The organism is Thioclava sp. F28-4 (assembly GCF_002020045.1).
In the GTDB taxonomy this organism is placed as follows: domain Bacteria; phylum Pseudomonadota; class Alphaproteobacteria; order Rhodobacterales; family Rhodobacteraceae; genus Thioclava; species Thioclava sediminum.
Genome location: NZ_MPZQ01000005.1, coordinates 191,535 through 207,226, shown reverse-complemented (window position 1 = coordinate 207,226; position 15,692 = coordinate 191,535). Strand labels below are relative to the sequence as shown.

Annotated in this window: 18 protein-coding genes; 12 read left to right on the top strand and 6 right to left on the bottom strand. The window is 62.7% G+C overall.

All coding sequences use genetic code 11. The annotated features are described in order from the left end of the window. Nucleotides 1–4 precede the first annotated feature (4 nt). Nucleotides 5–676 carry a flagellar hook assembly protein FlgD gene (locus tag BMI87_RS12820; protein WP_168175210.1) on the top strand — a complete coding sequence of 224 codons (672 nt, stop codon included), beginning with the start codon at nucleotides 5–7 and terminating at the stop codon, nucleotides 674–676. A gap of 39 nt (nucleotides 677–715) precedes the next feature. Here the strand turns inward: BMI87_RS12820 and BMI87_RS12815 are convergent, their stop codons facing one another. The 5 genes from BMI87_RS12815 to flgF are packed head-to-tail and all read right to left on the bottom strand — an operon-like array spanning nucleotide 716 to nucleotide 4,140. After that, the gene (locus tag BMI87_RS12815; RefSeq protein ID WP_146681596.1) at nucleotides 716–1,150 is read right to left on the bottom strand and encodes a hypothetical protein; all 435 of its coding nucleotides are present in this window, start codon (nucleotides 1,148–1,150) and stop codon (nucleotides 716–718) included. A gap of 9 nt (nucleotides 1,151–1,159) precedes the next feature. Beyond that, a complete protein-coding gene (gene flgH / locus BMI87_RS12810) occupies nucleotides 1,160–1,915 on the bottom strand; it encodes a flagellar basal body L-ring protein FlgH (protein ID WP_348638856.1) in 756 nt (251 codons plus the stop codon). Next, nucleotides 1,912–2,589: a flagellar basal body P-ring formation chaperone FlgA gene (flgA, locus tag BMI87_RS12805; protein ID WP_078522001.1), complete on the bottom strand. Its 678-nt coding sequence runs from the start codon at nucleotides 2,587–2,589 to the stop codon at nucleotides 1,912–1,914. The genes flgH and flgA overlap by 4 nt, the downstream gene beginning before the upstream one ends. Before the next feature lie 4 nt (nucleotides 2,590–2,593). After that, nucleotides 2,594–3,379 (bottom strand): flagellar basal-body rod protein FlgG, encoded by a 786-nt coding sequence (gene flgG / locus BMI87_RS12800; protein WP_078522000.1) that lies wholly within the window; start codon nucleotides 3,377–3,379, stop codon nucleotides 2,594–2,596. A gap of 23 nt (nucleotides 3,380–3,402) precedes the next feature. Continuing rightward, entirely contained in the window at nucleotides 3,403–4,140 is a 738-nt protein-coding gene (gene flgF, locus BMI87_RS12795) for a flagellar basal-body rod protein FlgF (RefSeq protein WP_078521999.1), read from the bottom strand. Nucleotides 4,141–4,310: 170 nt separating this feature from the next. Here flgF and BMI87_RS12790 point away from each other — a divergent pair, with 170 nt between their 5' ends. The 4 genes from BMI87_RS12790 (at nucleotide 4,311) to BMI87_RS12775 (ending at nucleotide 10,017) form a co-directional block, all read left to right on the top strand. Further along, nucleotides 4,311–6,065, top strand: coding sequence for a lipopolysaccharide assembly protein LapB (locus tag BMI87_RS12790; RefSeq protein WP_146681595.1), 1,755 nt, complete (start codon nucleotides 4,311–4,313; stop codon nucleotides 6,063–6,065). A gap of 133 nt (nucleotides 6,066–6,198) precedes the next feature. Beyond that, the gene (locus BMI87_RS12785; protein ID WP_078521996.1) at nucleotides 6,199–7,497 is read left to right on the top strand and encodes a flagellar hook protein FlgE; all 1,299 of its coding nucleotides are present in this window, start codon (nucleotides 6,199–6,201) and stop codon (nucleotides 7,495–7,497) included. Between the two features lie 27 nt (nucleotides 7,498–7,524). After that, nucleotides 7,525–8,937 carry a flagellar hook-associated protein FlgK gene (gene flgK, locus BMI87_RS12780; protein ID WP_078521994.1) on the top strand — a complete coding sequence of 471 codons (1,413 nt, stop codon included), beginning with the start codon at nucleotides 7,525–7,527 and terminating at the stop codon, nucleotides 8,935–8,937. A 12-nt stretch (nucleotides 8,938–8,949) separates the two neighbouring features. Continuing rightward, entirely contained in the window at nucleotides 8,950–10,017 is a 1,068-nt protein-coding gene (locus BMI87_RS12775; RefSeq protein WP_078521992.1) for a flagellin, read from the top strand. Nucleotides 10,018–10,026: 9 nt separating this feature from the next. Here BMI87_RS12775 and BMI87_RS12770 read toward each other — a convergent pair whose 3' ends face one another. Then, nucleotides 10,027–10,779, bottom strand: coding sequence for a response regulator transcription factor (locus tag BMI87_RS12770; RefSeq protein ID WP_078521990.1), 753 nt, complete (start codon nucleotides 10,777–10,779; stop codon nucleotides 10,027–10,029). A 152-nt stretch (nucleotides 10,780–10,931) separates the two neighbouring features. Here BMI87_RS12770 and BMI87_RS12765 point away from each other — a divergent pair, with 152 nt between their 5' ends. The 7 genes from BMI87_RS12765 to BMI87_RS12735 all read left to right on the top strand — a co-directional run bounded on the left by BMI87_RS12765 (nucleotide 10,932) and on the right by BMI87_RS12735 (nucleotide 15,673). Continuing rightward, on the top strand, nucleotides 10,932–12,089 hold the full coding sequence (locus tag BMI87_RS12765; RefSeq protein WP_078521988.1) for a flagellar basal body P-ring protein FlgI: 1,158 nt from the start codon (nucleotides 10,932–10,934) through the stop codon (nucleotides 12,087–12,089). Beyond that, nucleotides 12,089–12,406 (top strand): rod-binding protein, encoded by a 318-nt coding sequence (locus BMI87_RS12760; RefSeq protein ID WP_078521986.1) that lies wholly within the window; start codon nucleotides 12,089–12,091, stop codon nucleotides 12,404–12,406. The genes BMI87_RS12765 and BMI87_RS12760 overlap by 1 nt, the downstream gene beginning before the upstream one ends. After that, on the top strand, nucleotides 12,399–12,893 hold the full coding sequence (locus BMI87_RS12755) for a hypothetical protein (RefSeq protein ID WP_078521984.1): 495 nt from the start codon (nucleotides 12,399–12,401) through the stop codon (nucleotides 12,891–12,893). Before BMI87_RS12760 ends, BMI87_RS12755 begins: the two co-directional genes overlap by 8 nt. Before the next feature lie 119 nt (nucleotides 12,894–13,012). After that, the gene (locus BMI87_RS12750) at nucleotides 13,013–13,840 is read left to right on the top strand and encodes a flagellin (RefSeq protein WP_078521982.1); all 828 of its coding nucleotides are present in this window, start codon (nucleotides 13,013–13,015) and stop codon (nucleotides 13,838–13,840) included. Between the two features lie 159 nt (nucleotides 13,841–13,999). Further along, complete coding sequence (locus BMI87_RS12745; RefSeq protein ID WP_078521980.1) at nucleotides 14,000–14,401, top strand: flagellar biosynthesis regulator FlaF; 402 nt, start codon at nucleotides 14,000–14,002, stop codon at nucleotides 14,399–14,401. 13 nt (nucleotides 14,402–14,414) lie between these two features. Further along, entirely contained in the window at nucleotides 14,415–14,849 is a 435-nt protein-coding gene (locus BMI87_RS12740) for a flagellar biosynthesis repressor FlbT (protein ID WP_078521978.1), read from the top strand. Next, nucleotides 14,843–15,673, top strand: coding sequence for a DUF1217 domain-containing protein (locus BMI87_RS12735; protein WP_078521976.1), 831 nt, complete (start codon nucleotides 14,843–14,845; stop codon nucleotides 15,671–15,673). Before BMI87_RS12740 ends, BMI87_RS12735 begins: the two co-directional genes overlap by 7 nt. Nucleotides 15,674–15,692 lie beyond the last annotated feature (19 nt).

Genomic DNA, 15,692 nt, shown 5'->3' with positions numbered 1-15,692 from the left:
CCAGATGAGCATCTCCCCGACAAGCACCAATCCGGCCGCGACTGCGACCGACACGGCAAATCCGGCGCAGTCGAAGCTCTCGGCGGATTACAACAGCTTCCTGCAGCTGCTGACGGCGCAGATCAAAAATCAGGATCCGCTGAAGCCGATGGACTCGACGCAATTCGTCTCGCAGCTGGCGCAACTGAGTCAGGTCGAGCAATCGGTGCAGACCAATACCAACCTCAAGACGATCGACGCCAAGTTGAGCGCGATCGGCGGGATGTCGGATGTGGCCCTGATGGGCAAGACGGTGTCGCTCGCCTCCGACCGGATCGAGCTGCGCGACGGTCAGGCCAGCACCAGCTACGAGCTTGCCGCACCCGCCGACAAGGTGACCGCGATCATCAAGACGGAGGACGGGACCGAACTGCGCCGGATCACAGGCCTGCCCGGACGTTCGGGCGAGAAGATCGCGCTGAACTGGGACGGGCGCGATTCTGCGGGGTTGCCGGTGCCCGATGACACGTTCCGGGTCGAGATCGACGCGCAGGATACCGATGGCAATGCGGTTTCCTACGACACCTATCCCAGCACGCAGGTCGAGCAGGTGCGCTTCTCATCGCAGGGGCAGTCGCTGGTTCTGCGCAATGGCGAGGAAGTGCCCAGCTCGCTCATCGTTGCAGTGTCGGGCTGACGCGAGTGTTCCCCGGCGCGGCGCGCGACGGGGGCTTTCTTATCCTTGCTTGAATGGTGCCGCGCTGTTCACCTTCGCCGCCTGGAAGCCGGGCACACGGTCCTTGAGGCCACGCTCGAGCAGCGGGACGAGGTCGTCAGGCGTGACCGTATCGGGTTCGAAGATCCGATTATCCGCGAGTCTGGTCAGCAGATCGAGCGTCTCGTCGCGCAGTTTCGGCACGAGCGCCGGACCATCGGGAAGCTCTTTGCCCTTCAGCACCAGCGTCACGTCGACCGTCAGGTAGCTGACCGCACGCGCCCGGAAGATCGGGACCGTAATCGCACCCAAGGCGATGTCACGCGGGGCAGGCTCGGGCGGGGCTTCGGGCGCTTTGGGCTCCGGCGCGATCTGGCTGCCGCCAAGATAGCCCAGGCCCGCCGCGACGATCGGCACCACCACTATGAGCAGGACGAGTGTTCTCCAGCGCGGCATCGGTCGCGCTCAGTAGGGCAGGACGACGTCGAGCGCGTCTTCCCCGTAGCGGGGCTGTTGCACCTTGCTGATCTGGCCGCGCCCGCCATAGGAGATGCGCGCCTCGGCGATCTTCTCGTAGGGGATGGTGTTGTCCATCCGGATGTCTTCGGGGCGGATGATCCCGGCCACGCGCAATTCGCGCAGCTCGTGATTGACCTTCACCTCCTGGCGTCCGGCGATCACGAAATTCCCGTTTTGCAGCTTCCGGATCACGAGGGCTGCTACCTTGAGGCTGATCGTCTCATTGCGTTTGATCGAGCCGGTGCCGCTGGCGCTCGATTGCGAGCTGAGATCGACGATGTTGCTGCCCGTGGGCAGGTCTTTCTCGCTGACGCCGGGCAGGATCTTCGCGATCTTTCCGCCATAGCCGAGGAAGGTCGGGAATCCGACGCTCTGGCTGCCGTCGCGGCTGCGCTGGGAGGCGTTCTGAAGCTGCGCCTCGTCGTTGATGTCGATATCGACGGTCAGCAGATCGCCCACCTTGTCGGCACGCTGATCGCCGAAGAAACCGGTGGAGCCTGTCTGCCAGAGCGACGCGGCCTCGGCCCGCTGCGGAACGCGCGCAGGCTCCAGCGGCGGCATCGGCACACTGACCCGGTTCACCTCGGGGATCGTGTCGCCATCGACGACCATGTCGCTCACTTTCGGGTCGCGCTCGAAGGCCGTGCCGGGACCGCAGGCGGCCAGCGCGAGCATCGGCAGGATGTAGAACGGATGTCTCACTTCTGAATCTCCACTTTGCCGTCGGGCTTGGCGATGCCTTCGACAATCTTGTTGCTTACGAGATTGACCACGCGCACCGACTGATCCGCATGGGCGTCGGAGATCGCCTTGCCGGGCGCAGTCAGCGACATCGCGCCTTTCGAATATTCGATCGAGACCGGGTCGCCGCGCGAGATGATGACCGGCTCGGTGATCGACTGGCTCATCACCGGACGCCCACGCGCGAGCACGCGCCGAACCTGCATCCCCTCCAGATGGTCGAGCTGGGTCACGGCATAGGCGCCGACTTGGCCATAGGGCAGGTCGACCATCTGGAAATCGTCGCCCGACAGGATGGCGCCGGGGAGAATCTGCTGCGTCGGCACCGGAACGGGCAGGTTTAGCAGGGCAAGCCCCGCGAGGCGGCGCACATCGCCCGAAGCCTCGACCGCATTCGCGAGAAACTGCCCCGTGGAGCGGTCCATCCAGAAATCGCTGATCATCTCCGCGTCGCCGGGGGCGCTGTCTTGCAGCGTGATCTCGAAATGGCCGCTCGGCGGCATCTCGAGGCCCCAGGACTGCTCCGCCTTCTCGGCGATGAGTACCCGCACGGATTCCGCGCTCGCGGGACCGGCGAGAAGCGCGGTGACGAGCGTGGCGAAAACGGCAGTCGCAGAGGCGAATTTCGGGATCATGGCATCACTTGATCTGGTTCGAGGTGGACATCATCTGGTCGGCCGTCTCGATCGCCTTCGAGTTCATCTCATAGGCGCGCTGCGCCGAGATCAGGTCGGTGATCTGCTGGATGATGTTGACGTTGGAGCTCTCCAGATAGCCCTGACGCAGGATGCCGACGCCCGGATCGCCCGGCAGTGCCTCGGTGGGCTCGCCCGAGGCGGTCGTCGCCTGCAGAAGGTTGTTGCCCAGCGGTTTCATCCCCGCCTCGTTGACGAAGGTCGACATCGTGATCTGGCCGATCTGCACCGGGGTCGGGTCCTTGCCGACATAGGCCATCACGAGGCCCTGCTGGTTGATCTCGACATTGGTGGTGTTGGCCGGGACGTTGATCCCGGGTGCGACCTCATAGCCGTCCATCGACACGATCTGGCCCTCGGGGCTCAGCTGGAAGGTGCCAGCCCGCGTGTAGGCCTGACTGCCATCGGGCATGTTGAGGGTGAAATAGCCGCCGCCGTCGATCGCGAGATCGAGCTGGTTTTCGGTCTGCACCAGCCCGCCTTGCGTGTTGAGCCGCACCACGCCCGCGCTTTGCACGCCGAGGCCGATATCGACGCCCACAGGGCGCGCGGTCCCGTCGGCCGAGGTCAGCGAGCCTTCGCGTTGCAGCGACTGGTAGACCAGATCCTGAAAGGCGGCGCGGCTGCTCTTGTAGCCGGTGGTGTTCGCGTTCGCGATGTTGTTCGAGATCACGTCAACATTGGTCTGCTGGGCCAGCATCCCCGTCGCGGCAATTCCAAGTGCTCTCATGGTTCAGCTCCTTTTCGCGCCGGTCAGACTTTGCCAAGCCTGCGCAGTGTTTCCTGACGAAGGGTGTTCTGTTCATCCATCAATTTCACCGCCCGCTCGTAGGAGCGCTGGATGTCCATCATCCGGGTCATCTCGACCACCGGCTGGACATTGCTCTCCTCGACGAAGCCCTGCGCAACCTGCGTCGTGTCAGACGGGGTGAAGGCGGGGGCGGCACCTCCGGGCGCGGCAAAGAGGCCGCCGCCCAGCCGGTTGAAGCTCTGGATGTCGGGCACGGTGAACATGCCCAGCGTGCCGATGGTGCCGCTATTGGGCCCCGAGATCGTGCCGTCTCGGGAGATCGTGATCTTCTCGCCCGGCGGGATCGCGATCGGCGCGCCGCCCCGGTCGAGAACCTTGTTGCCCGTCAGCGTCACGAGATTGCCCTGCGGGTCGACGGTCAGCCGCCCGTCGCGCCCGAAAGCCGTCTGCCCCTCGGGCGTGGTATAGGCGAGCCAGCCGTCCCCGTTCAGCGCGACATCGAGCGGGTTGGACGTCTTGGTCAGCGAGCCCTGCCGGTCATCGAGATAGGAGCCCTTCTCGAGCACGTAGCTCACGTCATCCTCGGGGCCCGCATTGCCCTTCGACTCAAAGCTCTCGGTCAGTGAGCGTTCGGCCTTGAAGCCAGCCGTGTTGGCGTTGGCCATGTTGTTGGCCGAAATGTCGAGGCTGCGCCACAGCGTCGAGGCGAGGGATAGGGAGACGTAATTTGAGCTATCCATGAATTTCCGTCCGCGAGAATGGATCTTGTGGCTTTGTGCTTGGATCGCTGCCAATTCCTATTCAATAATGTTTGCTAATCTTGGAATAATCAATACTATTCTTTAATGCACGAAGGAATTCTGGTGCGCTTGGGCAAGAGGTGATGGAATTGCGAGGCGGTTTCCCTTTCATGGGCGGCGTTTTGGCGCTCTGTCTTCTGTGCGGCGGCGCTGCGGCGGAGACGCTCCCCGCGCCCCCTCCTTTCGATTTCGCGCAATACACGCAGGCGGGGTTCCTCGCGGATCGCGATGCGCTGGACGCTGGCTTCGCTGCGGCCGATCCGGGGCCGTCGCGCGCCATTGCGCGGCTCGATCTTGCGGAATTCTATCTCGCCCATGTCATGCTTCCCGAGGGGCGCTCGCTGCTGGGCGACGAAATGCCCGACGGTTTGATCCCGGCAGAGCAGGCGCGCTGGCGCGCGATTGCGGCAGGGTTCAGCATCATGGAGGGGGAGGGCGTTCCGACTGGCACGCTCCTGCCGAATGCCGACTGGGCGAACTGGCAGGACTATCACCTCTGGGCGGCGCTGAACGCGATCACGCAGGGCGACGCGGTGGAGCTTGACGGCAATCTCGCGGGCGCGGCTGACCGGCTTCCGACCTATCCGCCCGTTTTCGTCGAGGCCTGCCTGCCCGCGCTTCTGGAAGGCGCGATCGCGGTCAAGAAATGGCCGCTGGCTCAGCGGCTGAGCCGGGATTTCGACGGCTACCCCGAGCTGAAATCGCAGCCGGTCTATAGCTTTCTTATTGGGCGAGTGGCGGAGCAGTCGCATCATCCCGACAAGGCCTATGCCGCCTATCGCGAAGCAGCGAAGGGGCAGGATCGTTACGCGCAGCGGGCGCGGCTTGCATTGGTCAGCTTGGGGCTCGAACATGGAGCGCTGACGCCCGACCAAGGTTTGTCGATGCTCGCCGAGGCTAACCTTGCGTGGCGCGGCGACAGGTTCGACCTTCAGGCGCTCGAACAGCGCGCGCATCTGGGCGAGACGTCCGGCCACGATGTGGATGCGCTGATCGCTTATGGTGAAATCCTCACCCGGTTTCCCGAGCGTCCACAGGCGCGCGCGGCGGCGCAGGCCGCCGACAAGCTGCTCAAGGCGTTTTATGCGAAGGGTGCGGCGGGGAAGATTTCGCTCACGGATTTTGCCGACGGGCATCAGCGGTTGGAGGCCTATTACGAGGTCCGCCCCGATTTTCAGACCTATGCCGAGCAATTCGCGGATCGCCTGCTGGAGCTGGGCGCGACGACTCAGGCCGCCACGGAATATCGCAAGATCCGGGAAGCTCTGAGCGCACAGCGCAAGGACAACCCCGAGGCGGTTTCACAAGACAGGATGGCCTATCTGGCACTGCGCGAGGCGGAGGCGCTTGCGCGCGGGGGGCAATTCGCCCGCGCTGCCAAGGTGTTGGAGACCTCCGAGCGTCCCGCCGATGCGCAGGAGCTGAACCAGTTCAACGCGCTACAGGCCCGTGTTCTGGCCGAGGCCGGGAAGACCGATGCGGCCTTGCAGGCCAAGGTCACCTCGCACTCGGTCGATCATCTGAAGCTTCAGGCGCGGCTCCACTGGAAGAAGGGCGATTGGAAGGCGGCGACCCAGTCCTATCGCGAGTTGTGGAAGAAGGCCCCGGACGATTTCTCCGAGACCGACGCGGTCGAATTGCTGCTGGCCGCTTACCGCTCCGGCGATCTGACCACCGCCCGCAGCGTCGCCGAGGTCTTCCCGCGTCTGGCGGGGCGCGAAGATCTGAACAAGCTCGTCGCAAGCCTTCTGGCGGAGCCCGCCAAGCTCAGTCCGCTGATGGACGCGGCTGCGCGGGACCGGCTGCGCAAGGCGGATGACGCGCTCGAGATGGTCGGGTCGGAGGCGAAGCGGGCTGGCGGGTAGATATCTTTGCTATGCATTGCCTCTCACAAACATCGTCAAAGACAAAACGCAGATATTTTTAACTCCAGTTAAACATCAGTCGCATATCTCCTAGATAGGAACCCCTTCTCTTCGGACATGAGAGGATAAAACCATGAGTATTTCGAGCGCGATGCAGACCGGCGTGAGCGGCCTGAACGCAAACTCCGTCGCCGTTGGCGAAATTTCCGAGAATATCGCGAATGCGAATACCACGGGCTACAAGCGCAGCTTCGCCCAGATGGTGACCATGACGCCGAGCGGCGGGCTCGATGCGCCCTCGGGCGTCAATGCTGTCGTTTCCTCCGACGTGACGAACGGGGGCGCGGTGATCCCCACCAGTTCCGCAACCGATTTCGCGGTGAACGGGAACGGGTTCTTCGTTGTTTCTGGCAGAGCCAATACGAGCGTCGAGTCCGATTACGTCCTGACGCGCGCCGGGTCGTTCAAGCCCGACGAGAACGGCGATCTTGTCAATTCGGCAGGCTATTTCCTCTCGGGCTACCCCTATACCGATGGCAAGCTCGGCTCGATCGACGGCAACAGCTTCAATGGGCTGAAGACGGTGAACGTGACCGATGCGACGCTGAGCGCGAAGGCGACGACCACGGTCAGTGTGCAAGGCAATCTGCCCTCTCAGGAAACCGGAAACGCGACGCCGGGCGCGCCCTTCACCTCGTCCTCGCAATATTTCACGCCGCTCGGTGCAGCGAAGCGGCTCGAATATTCCTGGCAGCCGACCTCGACCCAGAACCAGTGGGACGTCACCGTGTCCGATGGTGACGGCGTTCCCTACGGTCAGGTCACGGTCGATTTCGCCGCCAGCGGGCCCAACGCGGGGGCTCCGGTCAGCTATTCCGGCGTGACCAATCTCGCCACGGCGCCCGGCGCCTTCTCGATGGACACGACCACGGGCATCATGAGCCTGACGATGAACGACGGTGGCACGACCCAGCCGATCGACGTCGGTCTCGGTGCGCTGAACAGCTTCGATGGGATGACCCAGTTCGCCGGGGATTTCACCCCGCAGAAATTCGACACTGACGGCTCGTCCGCCGGCGCGCTGACCCGGATGGAGGTCGATGATACCGGCACGATGTACGGGATCTTCGACAATGGCCAGCGGCAGGCGCTCTACAAGATTCCGCTCGCCCATGTGGCGAACCCGAACGGGATGCAGGAGGTCGATGGCGACGCCTATCGGCTGACCCGCAACAGTGGCGACTTCACCATCCACAAGGCGAACGAGGGCCCGGTGGGCACGATTTCCTCGGGAACGCTTGAAGGGTCGAATGTCGATATCGCGCAGGAATTGAGCGATCTGATCCGCACCCAGCGAGCTTATTCCACCAACGCGAAGATCGTCACCACGATGGACGAGATGCTCGACGAGACCACGCGTCTCAAGCGCTGATCGACACGCTGAGAACGGAGTAAGCCGATGAGCCTGACGGGCGCCCTCCAGGCGAGCACGAGCGGTCTGCGCACGGCGCAGATGCAATCGGAAGCGACCTCGCGCAACATCGCGAATGCGAGCACCGAAGGCTATGTGCGCAAGGAATTGCCGCAGGTCACGACCGCGGGCGGCCTTGTGCAAACCGGCGAGGCGCGGCGTGAAGTCGACGCCTCGCTCAACCGCATGTATCGGCAGCATTCCTCGGCGATGGCGCGCGAGCAGGCGATCTACGAGGCGGTGGGCGAATATACCGCGACCCTCGGCCAGCCGGGCGACGGTCTGTCGCCCGCGGATCGGCTGACCGATCTGCGCAGCTCGATGATCGCACTGGTGAACAATCCCGGCAGCAACGCCGCGCAGACCGGAGTGGCGTCCTCCGCGCAGGAGATGGTGACCTCGCTGAACCAAAGCAGCGACATGCTCGCGCGGGTCGGCGGCGAGGTCGATATGGAGATCAAATACGACGTCTCCGATTTCAACGAGACGCTGCACAAGATCACCTCGCTCAACAAGCAGATATCGGACGCGCCGCCCGGCTCGCTCGGTGCCGCCGATCTGGGGGACCGGATGGATGTGCTGGTGGAAAAGGCGTCGAAGCTGATCGACATGCAGGTGCGCCGCTCCACCGACGGGCGGGCCACGCTCTACACCGCCGGGGGCACGCCGCTCGTCGACGGAGATCAGGCCAGCTACATCACCTATGATCAGGTGGCCGGAAAACTGTTCGCAGGGAAGACGGAGATCACCCCGGACTCCACCGACGCGCGCGGCTTCCAGAATGGCAGTCTCGCCGGTCTGTTCGCAGTGAAGAAAGATGTTCTGCCGCGCTTCCAGCTTCAGCTCGACGAGATGGCTCGGGGGCTCGTGCAGGGCTTCGAGAGTGCGGACGCCTCGCTCGCGCCGGGGCAGGCGGGGCTCTTCACCGATGCAGGCGCGGCCTACGATCCCGCAAATCTCCAAGGGTTGGCGGGTCGGATTTCGGTCAATGCGGCGGTGGACCCGGCGCAGGGCGGGCAGCTGTCGCGTTTGCGCGACGGGATCGGCGCCACCACGCCGGGTGCCGCAGGCGACTCGACCCAGATCGAAGCCTGCGTTTCGATGTTCGACGATCCGCTTTCGGCGGACCCGGGCACGGGATTGGAGACGTCGCTGTCGCTGCGCGACTATGGAAGCAACATGATCTCGGCGCAGGAGTTCGAGGGCACCCGCGCGCAGGAGCGTTTCGCCGCCGCGCGCACCGCCGCCGAGACGGTGAACGGCACGCGCCAGGGCATTCAGGGCGTGAACATCGACGATGAAATGCAAAAGCTGATAACGATTCAGCAGAGCTATGCCGCGAATTCGAAGATGATGACTGCCGTCATGAAGATGATGGACACGTTGCTTGAAGCCGTCTGAGGAGACTGAACGATGATCCCCCTAATCCGGAATTCGCTGTCGACCCTGCAGATGAGCGTGATCTCGCGGCGGTCGGTCAGCCGCACCACGGCAGAGCTACAGCGGACGAGCGACGAGGTCGCGACCGGGCGCAAATCCGATGTCTATGCGGATATGGGGGCGAAATCGGCCTTCGTGCTCGCGCTGGAAGATCGCGCGACGACCAATTCGCATTTCATTACCTCGAACAAGCTCCTCGGGAGCAAGCTGGATATGATCGCATCCAGCGCGTCGACGGCGCGCGGGGCCGCGCAGGATGTGCTCGGGCTCGCGGTCGGGAACCTAGAGCGCCCCGGCGCCTCGGCGGCGACCCTGCAGCAAAGCGCGCGCGCCGCCCTCGACACCATCATGACGAGCCTGAATGTCTCACTCGACGGGGAGCATCTGTTCTCCGGGGTGGCTTCGGACAAGGCCGCGCTGCGGGGCTATGACGCGACGAATGGCGCGACGGGCCTCTCGGCGGGGGATGTCCTGTCGGGGATCGTGGGCAGCGGCCCCGCAGATGCGACCCAGGCCGCGGCGATGCTGTCGCAGATCGGCAGCGTATTCGACGACACCAATGCCGATCCGGCCAAACGCTACAGCTCGACCTTCTTCCAGGGCGATGCGACAGCCGGGACGCCGCGCAAAACGGCGCTGATCGGGGATGGCGAGACGCTCGATTACGGGATGCAGGCGGACGATCCCGAGTTCCGCAACCTGATTAAAGGGCTCGCGCTGTTCGCCTCGACCGACGTGTCGAAGATCACTGATCAGGATGCCTATAAAAGCTGGATAGCCGCCGGCGTCAAAGCGCTGAGCGATGGCGTCGAAGGGCTGCGCAATTCCGAGACTGCGCTGGGTGCGAAGCAGAAGCGGCTCGACATCAAGCTGACGCAGCAGCAATCGATGGATTCGGTCCTGAATAGCCGCCTGTCGGATTGCGTCTCGGTCGATCCCTATGAGGCCGCGACCCGGATGACCGCGCTCCAGACGCAACTCAGCGCGAGCTACAGCGTAGCCGCGCAGATGTCGAAGCTGTCGATCCTGAATTATCTCTGAGCCGCGCGTTTATCGCGCGGCTACCGTGCCCCGCGCGTCGGTTTGCTCATAGGCTGCGAGCTTCACATCTCTCGTGCTTTCCAGCTCACTGAACTTGTAGCCACGACCGTAGACCGTCTCGATATATTGGTGGCCGCTATCGGCCGCATCGGCGATCTTCTTGCGCAGCTTGCAGATATAGACGTCGATGACCTTGTCGAAGGGCTGGTCGTCGCTCATCCCGTAGACCGCGTCATAGATCGCGCCTTTCGCAATCACCTTGTTCGCGTTCAGTGCCAAGTGCTGGAAGATCGCATGTTCGCGGTTCGAAAGTTTCAGCCGTGCGCCGGAGACCAGCGGGTCGCGACCGTCGAAGAAAGCGGTGATCTCGCCGACGCTGATGCTCTCGGCGGCGTGGCCATAGGAGCGCCGGATGATCGAATTGATCCGCGACAGCGCCTCGATCCCCTTGATCGGGCTGACCATGACATCGTCAGCCCCGGCATCGAGCGCTTCCGAGGCATCGCGCGAGTTCTTGAAGTCGCGCATCACCAGAACCGGATTGCGGCAGCCGCAGCTACGGATGGCCCGGATATAGTCGGTCACCTCGGGGCAGTCGCCGATCAGGATCGCCCGCGTGTCGACGCCCTTCTGGTTCAGCGTGCTGAGATCGGACGCGAAGAAGGAGGCGGGGACGAGGGCGGGTTGTAGCCCAACGCTCTCCAGCTCGCTGAGCAGGCCGCGAACGCGGCCATCGCGAGGCTCAAAGACGTAAATATTCATGCAGGCCTCCATCCCGGGCAAGTTTCTCGCACAAGCGGCAAGATCACGCTAAGTTGCCACAAAGGATTAGTCAAGAATAGTACTGATTTATATTGGACAATATTTATGCTTTGCTTTAATTTAGCGGAATGTGCTGGTGATGTGAGGAAACTATGCTTGCTTCTTTGCGCCGAAAAGGTAATCGGGAGTCGTTTTCTCGCGCCGGGGTTCGTGGGGCGCTCGTCGCGCTCTCCGTCATTGCAGGGACGCTCTGCGCGATCCCGGCCGCCGCACAGGTTCGCATCAAGGATATCGCCAGTTTCGAAGGCGTGCGCGAGAACCAGCTCGTGGGCTACGGTCTCGTGGTCGGCCTGAACGGCACCGGCGACACCCTCAACGGCAGCCCCTTCACCAAGAAGTCGATCGAGGGGATGCTCGAACGGCTCGGGGTCGGCAATCTCTCCGGCGATGCGATCAAGACGAAGAACACGGCCGCGGTGATGGTGACGGCAAAGCTGCCGCCCTTCGCCCGCCGTGGTTCGACGATCGACGTGACGATCTCCTCGCTCGGCAATGCGGACAGCCTGCGCGGCGGCACGCTGATCGTGACGCCGCTCGTCGGGGCGGATGGCGAGATCTACGCCGTGGGGCAGGGGCCGATCTCGGTCGCGGGCTATAGTGCGAAGGGCAATGCGGCGAGCATCGTGGACGGTGTGCCGACCGTCGCGCGGATGGAGAACGGCGCCATCGTCGAGAAGGAAATCGCATTCGAATTGAACTCGATGAATTCCGTGCGCCTGTCCCTGCGCGAGCCCGATTTCACGACCGCGTCGCGCGTCGCCGGGGTGATCAACGACAAGCTTGGCCACAATACGGCGCAGATGCTCGACCCCTCCACCATCGAGGTGCAGGCGAAGGGCAAATACGGCGTGCCGGAGCTGCTGGCGATGATCGAGAACCTGCCTGTCACGCCCGATTCCGTCGCCAAGGTGGTGGTCGACGAGAAATCCGGGACCATCGTGATCGGTTCAAATGTACGGATCGATCAGGTCGCGATCAGTCAGGGTGGCCTGACTGTGAAGGTCAAGGAAAGCTACGCGGTCAGCCAGCCGAAGCCGATCTCGATCGGGGAGACGGTCGTTGTGCCCGAAACGGATGTGCAGGTCGAAGAGAGAAACACCCAGTTCAGCGTGCTCCAGGGGGGCGATGTCAGCCTTCAGGACCTCGTGGACGGTCTCAACGCAATCGGGGTGGGCGCCCGGCAGACGATCTCGATCCTGCAGGCGATCAAGGCCGCGGGTGCGCTTCATGCCGATCTGGAGATCATCTGATGAATCCGCTCGATCCGTCGAAGGCGTCGCTCTCGGCTGCGTCGCTCAAGGCGCCTGCTGCCTCCGGTGCGAAGACGCAGGATGCGAAGGAGATCGCCAAGGATTTCGAGGCGACCTTCCTGCAGCAGGCCGTGGGCGAAATGATGAAGACCGTGAAGATGGGCGGGCTGGATGGCGGCCACGCCGAGGAGATGTGGAAATCCTTCCTTGCACGCGGCATCGCGGATGAGATCGCCGCCTCCGGCCGGACCGGGATCGCGCAGAGCGTCGAGCGGATGATCGGCGCTTACAACTCGAACGGAGATGACCATGGCTGATGAGACCCCGTCGCGTTTTCGCAAGCGCATGCAGGCCCGGCGCGAGATTTCCGCCGAGGGTCCTGTCCTCACGGAACAAGACGACGCCAACCTCGCCAGCTTTGAGGCGAATATCGATGCGACGCTCGATCTGTTGCGTGACGAAATCGCGGCGGTCGAGGCGGGGCATCTTGATCGCGTCACCGAGCTTTATGATCGCAAGGCGGACCTGCTGAAGCGGATCGAGTTGAAGATACCCGTGATCGAGCCGTTCCTCGAAGCGTCTGAGGATGCTGCGCCCGCGCTTCGCGAAAAGCTCCGCCAACTGAAGACCGCCGTGCAGGATAACAGCGTTCTGCTGTCGCGAATGTCCGAGGCGACCCGGGACATCGTGCGCGAGATCGAGAAGATCCGGAACCGGCACAGTCTCGATGGCCTCTATGGAAAGAGTGGCAAACCGGTCACAGGACAGGACGGGCCGCAGATGCATATCGATAGGGAATTCTAGATTTCGCCCAAACGTTAACTCGCGCTTAATCTTCGGCCCAAAATTCCTCTCCACGGCTCGCGCCGTTTTTCTGTCAGAAGACGAAAACAAATATCTTTCAGAATGAGGAGTGACTAGAAATGTCGTCCATTCTTACCAATACCTCCGCGATGAATGCTCTTGCGACCCTCCGTGGGGTCAACAAGGGTCTCGAAGACACGCAGAACCGCATTTCGACCGGCAAGAAGATCAACTCGGCGAAAGACAATGCCGCATATTTCTCGATCTCGGAATCGATGAACAGCGACAGCGGCATGTACAAGTCGATCAACGAAGGTCTGACCCTGACCAAGAACTCGGTTTCGACCGCGCGTCTTGGTGCAGAGTCGGTGAAGGATCTCGCCCAGCAGTTCGTCGAGCGTGTTTCGTTCGCTCAGGGCGACGCGGTTGATCATGCTGCGGTTCAGAAGGAACTGCGCAGCATCGTCGATCAGATCGGCACCACGATCAGCCAGGCAACCTTCAACGGCGACAGCCTCGTCGACGGTTCGGCCAACGTGACGGTCGTCACCGGGATCAGCCGCGCAAGCGGTTCCTTCGCGACCACGTCGATGACCTTCCAGGCGGTCGATCTTTCTTCGCTTCAGGCGACGCTGAGCGGGATCGATATCTCTGGTGGTTCGGCGGCGGTTCTGACCAGCGCGCTGACGAGCGCCCAAAGCGCCCTGTCGACGGCCATCGACAACGCGACCTCGCTCGGTGTTGCGGAGAAGTCGCTGGAATCCCAGCAAGACTTCCTCGGCAAGCTGACCGACAAGCTCGACACCGGTGTCGGCAACATGGTCGATGCGGACATGGAGAAGGAGGCGGCTCGCCTGCAGTCCTACCAGGTCCAGCAGCAGCTCGCGACGCAGTCGCTCTCGATCGCGAACCAGGGCCCTCAGAACCTTCTGAGCCTGTTCCGCTAAATCGTGGCGATGAACTGAATGGAAAGGCCCCGTGCAGTACGGGGCCTTTTCTTTTGTCGCGCTTGGGTTGTCTTTTCTGGAAAAGTTTAAAAACGCCTTTAACCGGGGCGTGCTAAGTTCGGGCAAAGAGAACAAAAGAATATCGAGAGGAGAGCTTGCATGAGCGTCGCCGCGTATAAGCGAACCATTTCCGAAACCGAGTCTCCGCGGCAGATCGAGCGTCGTATCCTGTCCCGCGTCACCGGAGAGCTTGAAGCCTTTCTGGCCGACTATGACAGCGCGTCGCAGGCCGGGCGCGGGGCGATCCTCGCGCAGGGTCTGCGCACTGCGCTCTGGGAGAACGAGCGCATCTGGACCGCACTGCGCGATGACCTCGCGGAGCCGGCGAACCAGTTCCCCGCCGAACTGAAAGCGGCGCTGATTTCTCTCGCGCTCTGGGTCGAGCGGGAGACGCAGGTCGTAATGGGCGGCGGTGGCACGGTCTCGCCCCTCGTCGAGGTGAATCGCAACATCATCCGCGGGCTCAGCGGCGACGCTGGCGAGCCGGTGGCTGCGGAATAAAGGGGCGCGGGTCATGGCACTACGACTGACGTTGAAACCGAACGAGCGGATCGTGGTCAATGGATGCGTGATCCGAAATGCCAACCGCCGACAGACGCTTCAGATCGAGAACACCGCCGACGTGATCCGGGCGGAGGATTTGTTGGATGAAAACTGCGAGCCGACCCCGGTGAAGCAGGCCTATTTCCTGATCCAGACCGCGCTGATCCGCGCCGATACGCGCGACACGCTAGTGCCGGTCATTCAGGAAAAGCTCGCCGATCTTGCCACGATTTTCAGTGCTCCCGTGGTCGGCGGTGTCTTCGAGGCCGCGAACTGGGTCTCCCAGGGCGATTACTACAAGGCGTTGAGCGCACTGCGCCCGGTCATGCGACGCGAAGAGGAACTGTTCGCGCGCCTCTCCGGAGATGCGAGCCCGGCGGTGGCGCTGGAGGGGGAAGAATGCTGACGATTTCGGGCATGAGCAGCCGCCTCGCGCTGAAACTGATCGACCGGACGCAAGCCAAGCAGCTGGACCAACTGGCGGCAGAGCCCCAGCACGCCCGCGCGATCAGCCGTTTCCGCGAGAATATCGCGGATATCCATACCGCAGCCGATCTGGTGGACAATTACGACGCCTATAGCTTCGTCATGAAAGCCTTCGATCTGGAAGACCAGATGTTCGGCAAGGCGATGATGCGCGAAATCCTGTCGAGCGATTCCGCCGACAAGACCTCGCTGGTGAACAAGCTTACCGATCCGCGATTTCGCAAGCTCTACGATGCGCTAGGTTTCACCAATGGCGGAACGGCGAATGCGAACACCTCCTCGACCGCGTGGCAGGACAAGATCGTCGATCAATATGTCAGCCAGCAGTTCATCAATGGCGAGAATGATCAGAACCCGACGGTCGGGTCCGTTCTCGAATTCCGCAAGAAGGTCGGTGGCCTCAAAACGTGGTATTCCGTCCTGAAAGACAAGGATACGGCGCAGTTCATGCGCACGGCCTTGGGCATCCCGAATGACGTGGTGAAGCTCGATGTCGAACGGCAGAAACAGATTTTCGAGGACAAGTTCGACATCACGAAGCTCAAGGACCCGAAGGAGGTCGACAATCTGGTCTCTCATTTCGTCGCCGTGTCCGATGCGAACAATTTCTCGACCGGCGGGGCGGCGGGGAATGCTGCGGTGACGCTGATGCAAGGTGCGGTTCAGGGCGGCTCGGGCCAGTTCGTGCCCGCGACCTTCGATCTGACCGCGATCGCGACCTTCTCGGCCTCGCGCTACCGGTAAGCCTGCCTTAGATCGCGGC

Bases quoted from the DNA above. Each gene is read 5' to 3' on its own strand.
- BMI87_RS12820 (WP_168175210.1), top strand. From the start codon at position 5: ATGAGCATCTCCCCGACAAGCACCAATCCGGCCGCGACTGCGACCGAC.
- BMI87_RS12815 (WP_146681596.1), bottom strand. From the start codon at position 1,150: ATGCCGCGCTGGAGAACACTCGTCCTGCTCATAGTGGTGGTGCCGATC.
- flgA (WP_078522001.1), bottom strand. From the start codon at position 2,589: ATGATCCCGAAATTCGCCTCTGCGACTGCCGTTTTCGCCACGCTCGTC.
- flgG (WP_078522000.1), bottom strand. From the start codon at position 3,379: ATGAGAGCACTTGGAATTGCCGCGACGGGGATGCTGGCCCAGCAGACC.
- flgF (WP_078521999.1), bottom strand. From the start codon at position 4,140: ATGGATAGCTCAAATTACGTCTCCCTATCCCTCGCCTCGACGCTGTGG.
- BMI87_RS12790 (WP_146681595.1), top strand. From the start codon at position 4,311: ATGGGCGGCGTTTTGGCGCTCTGTCTTCTGTGCGGCGGCGCTGCGGCG.
- BMI87_RS12785 (WP_078521996.1), top strand. From the start codon at position 6,199: ATGAGTATTTCGAGCGCGATGCAGACCGGCGTGAGCGGCCTGAACGCA.
- flgK (WP_078521994.1), top strand. From the start codon at position 7,525: ATGAGCCTGACGGGCGCCCTCCAGGCGAGCACGAGCGGTCTGCGCACG.
- BMI87_RS12775 (WP_078521992.1), top strand. From the start codon at position 8,950: ATGATCCCCCTAATCCGGAATTCGCTGTCGACCCTGCAGATGAGCGTG.
- BMI87_RS12770 (WP_078521990.1), bottom strand. From the start codon at position 10,779: ATGAATATTTACGTCTTTGAGCCTCGCGATGGCCGCGTTCGCGGCCTG.
- BMI87_RS12765 (WP_078521988.1), top strand. From the start codon at position 10,932: ATGCTTGCTTCTTTGCGCCGAAAAGGTAATCGGGAGTCGTTTTCTCGC.
- BMI87_RS12760 (WP_078521986.1), top strand. From the start codon at position 12,089: ATGAATCCGCTCGATCCGTCGAAGGCGTCGCTCTCGGCTGCGTCGCTC.
- BMI87_RS12755 (WP_078521984.1), top strand. From the start codon at position 12,399: ATGGCTGATGAGACCCCGTCGCGTTTTCGCAAGCGCATGCAGGCCCGG.
- BMI87_RS12750 (WP_078521982.1), top strand. From the start codon at position 13,013: ATGTCGTCCATTCTTACCAATACCTCCGCGATGAATGCTCTTGCGACC.
- BMI87_RS12745 (WP_078521980.1), top strand. From the start codon at position 14,000: ATGAGCGTCGCCGCGTATAAGCGAACCATTTCCGAAACCGAGTCTCCG.
- BMI87_RS12740 (WP_078521978.1), top strand. From the start codon at position 14,415: ATGGCACTACGACTGACGTTGAAACCGAACGAGCGGATCGTGGTCAAT.
- BMI87_RS12735 (WP_078521976.1), top strand. From the start codon at position 14,843: ATGCTGACGATTTCGGGCATGAGCAGCCGCCTCGCGCTGAAACTGATC.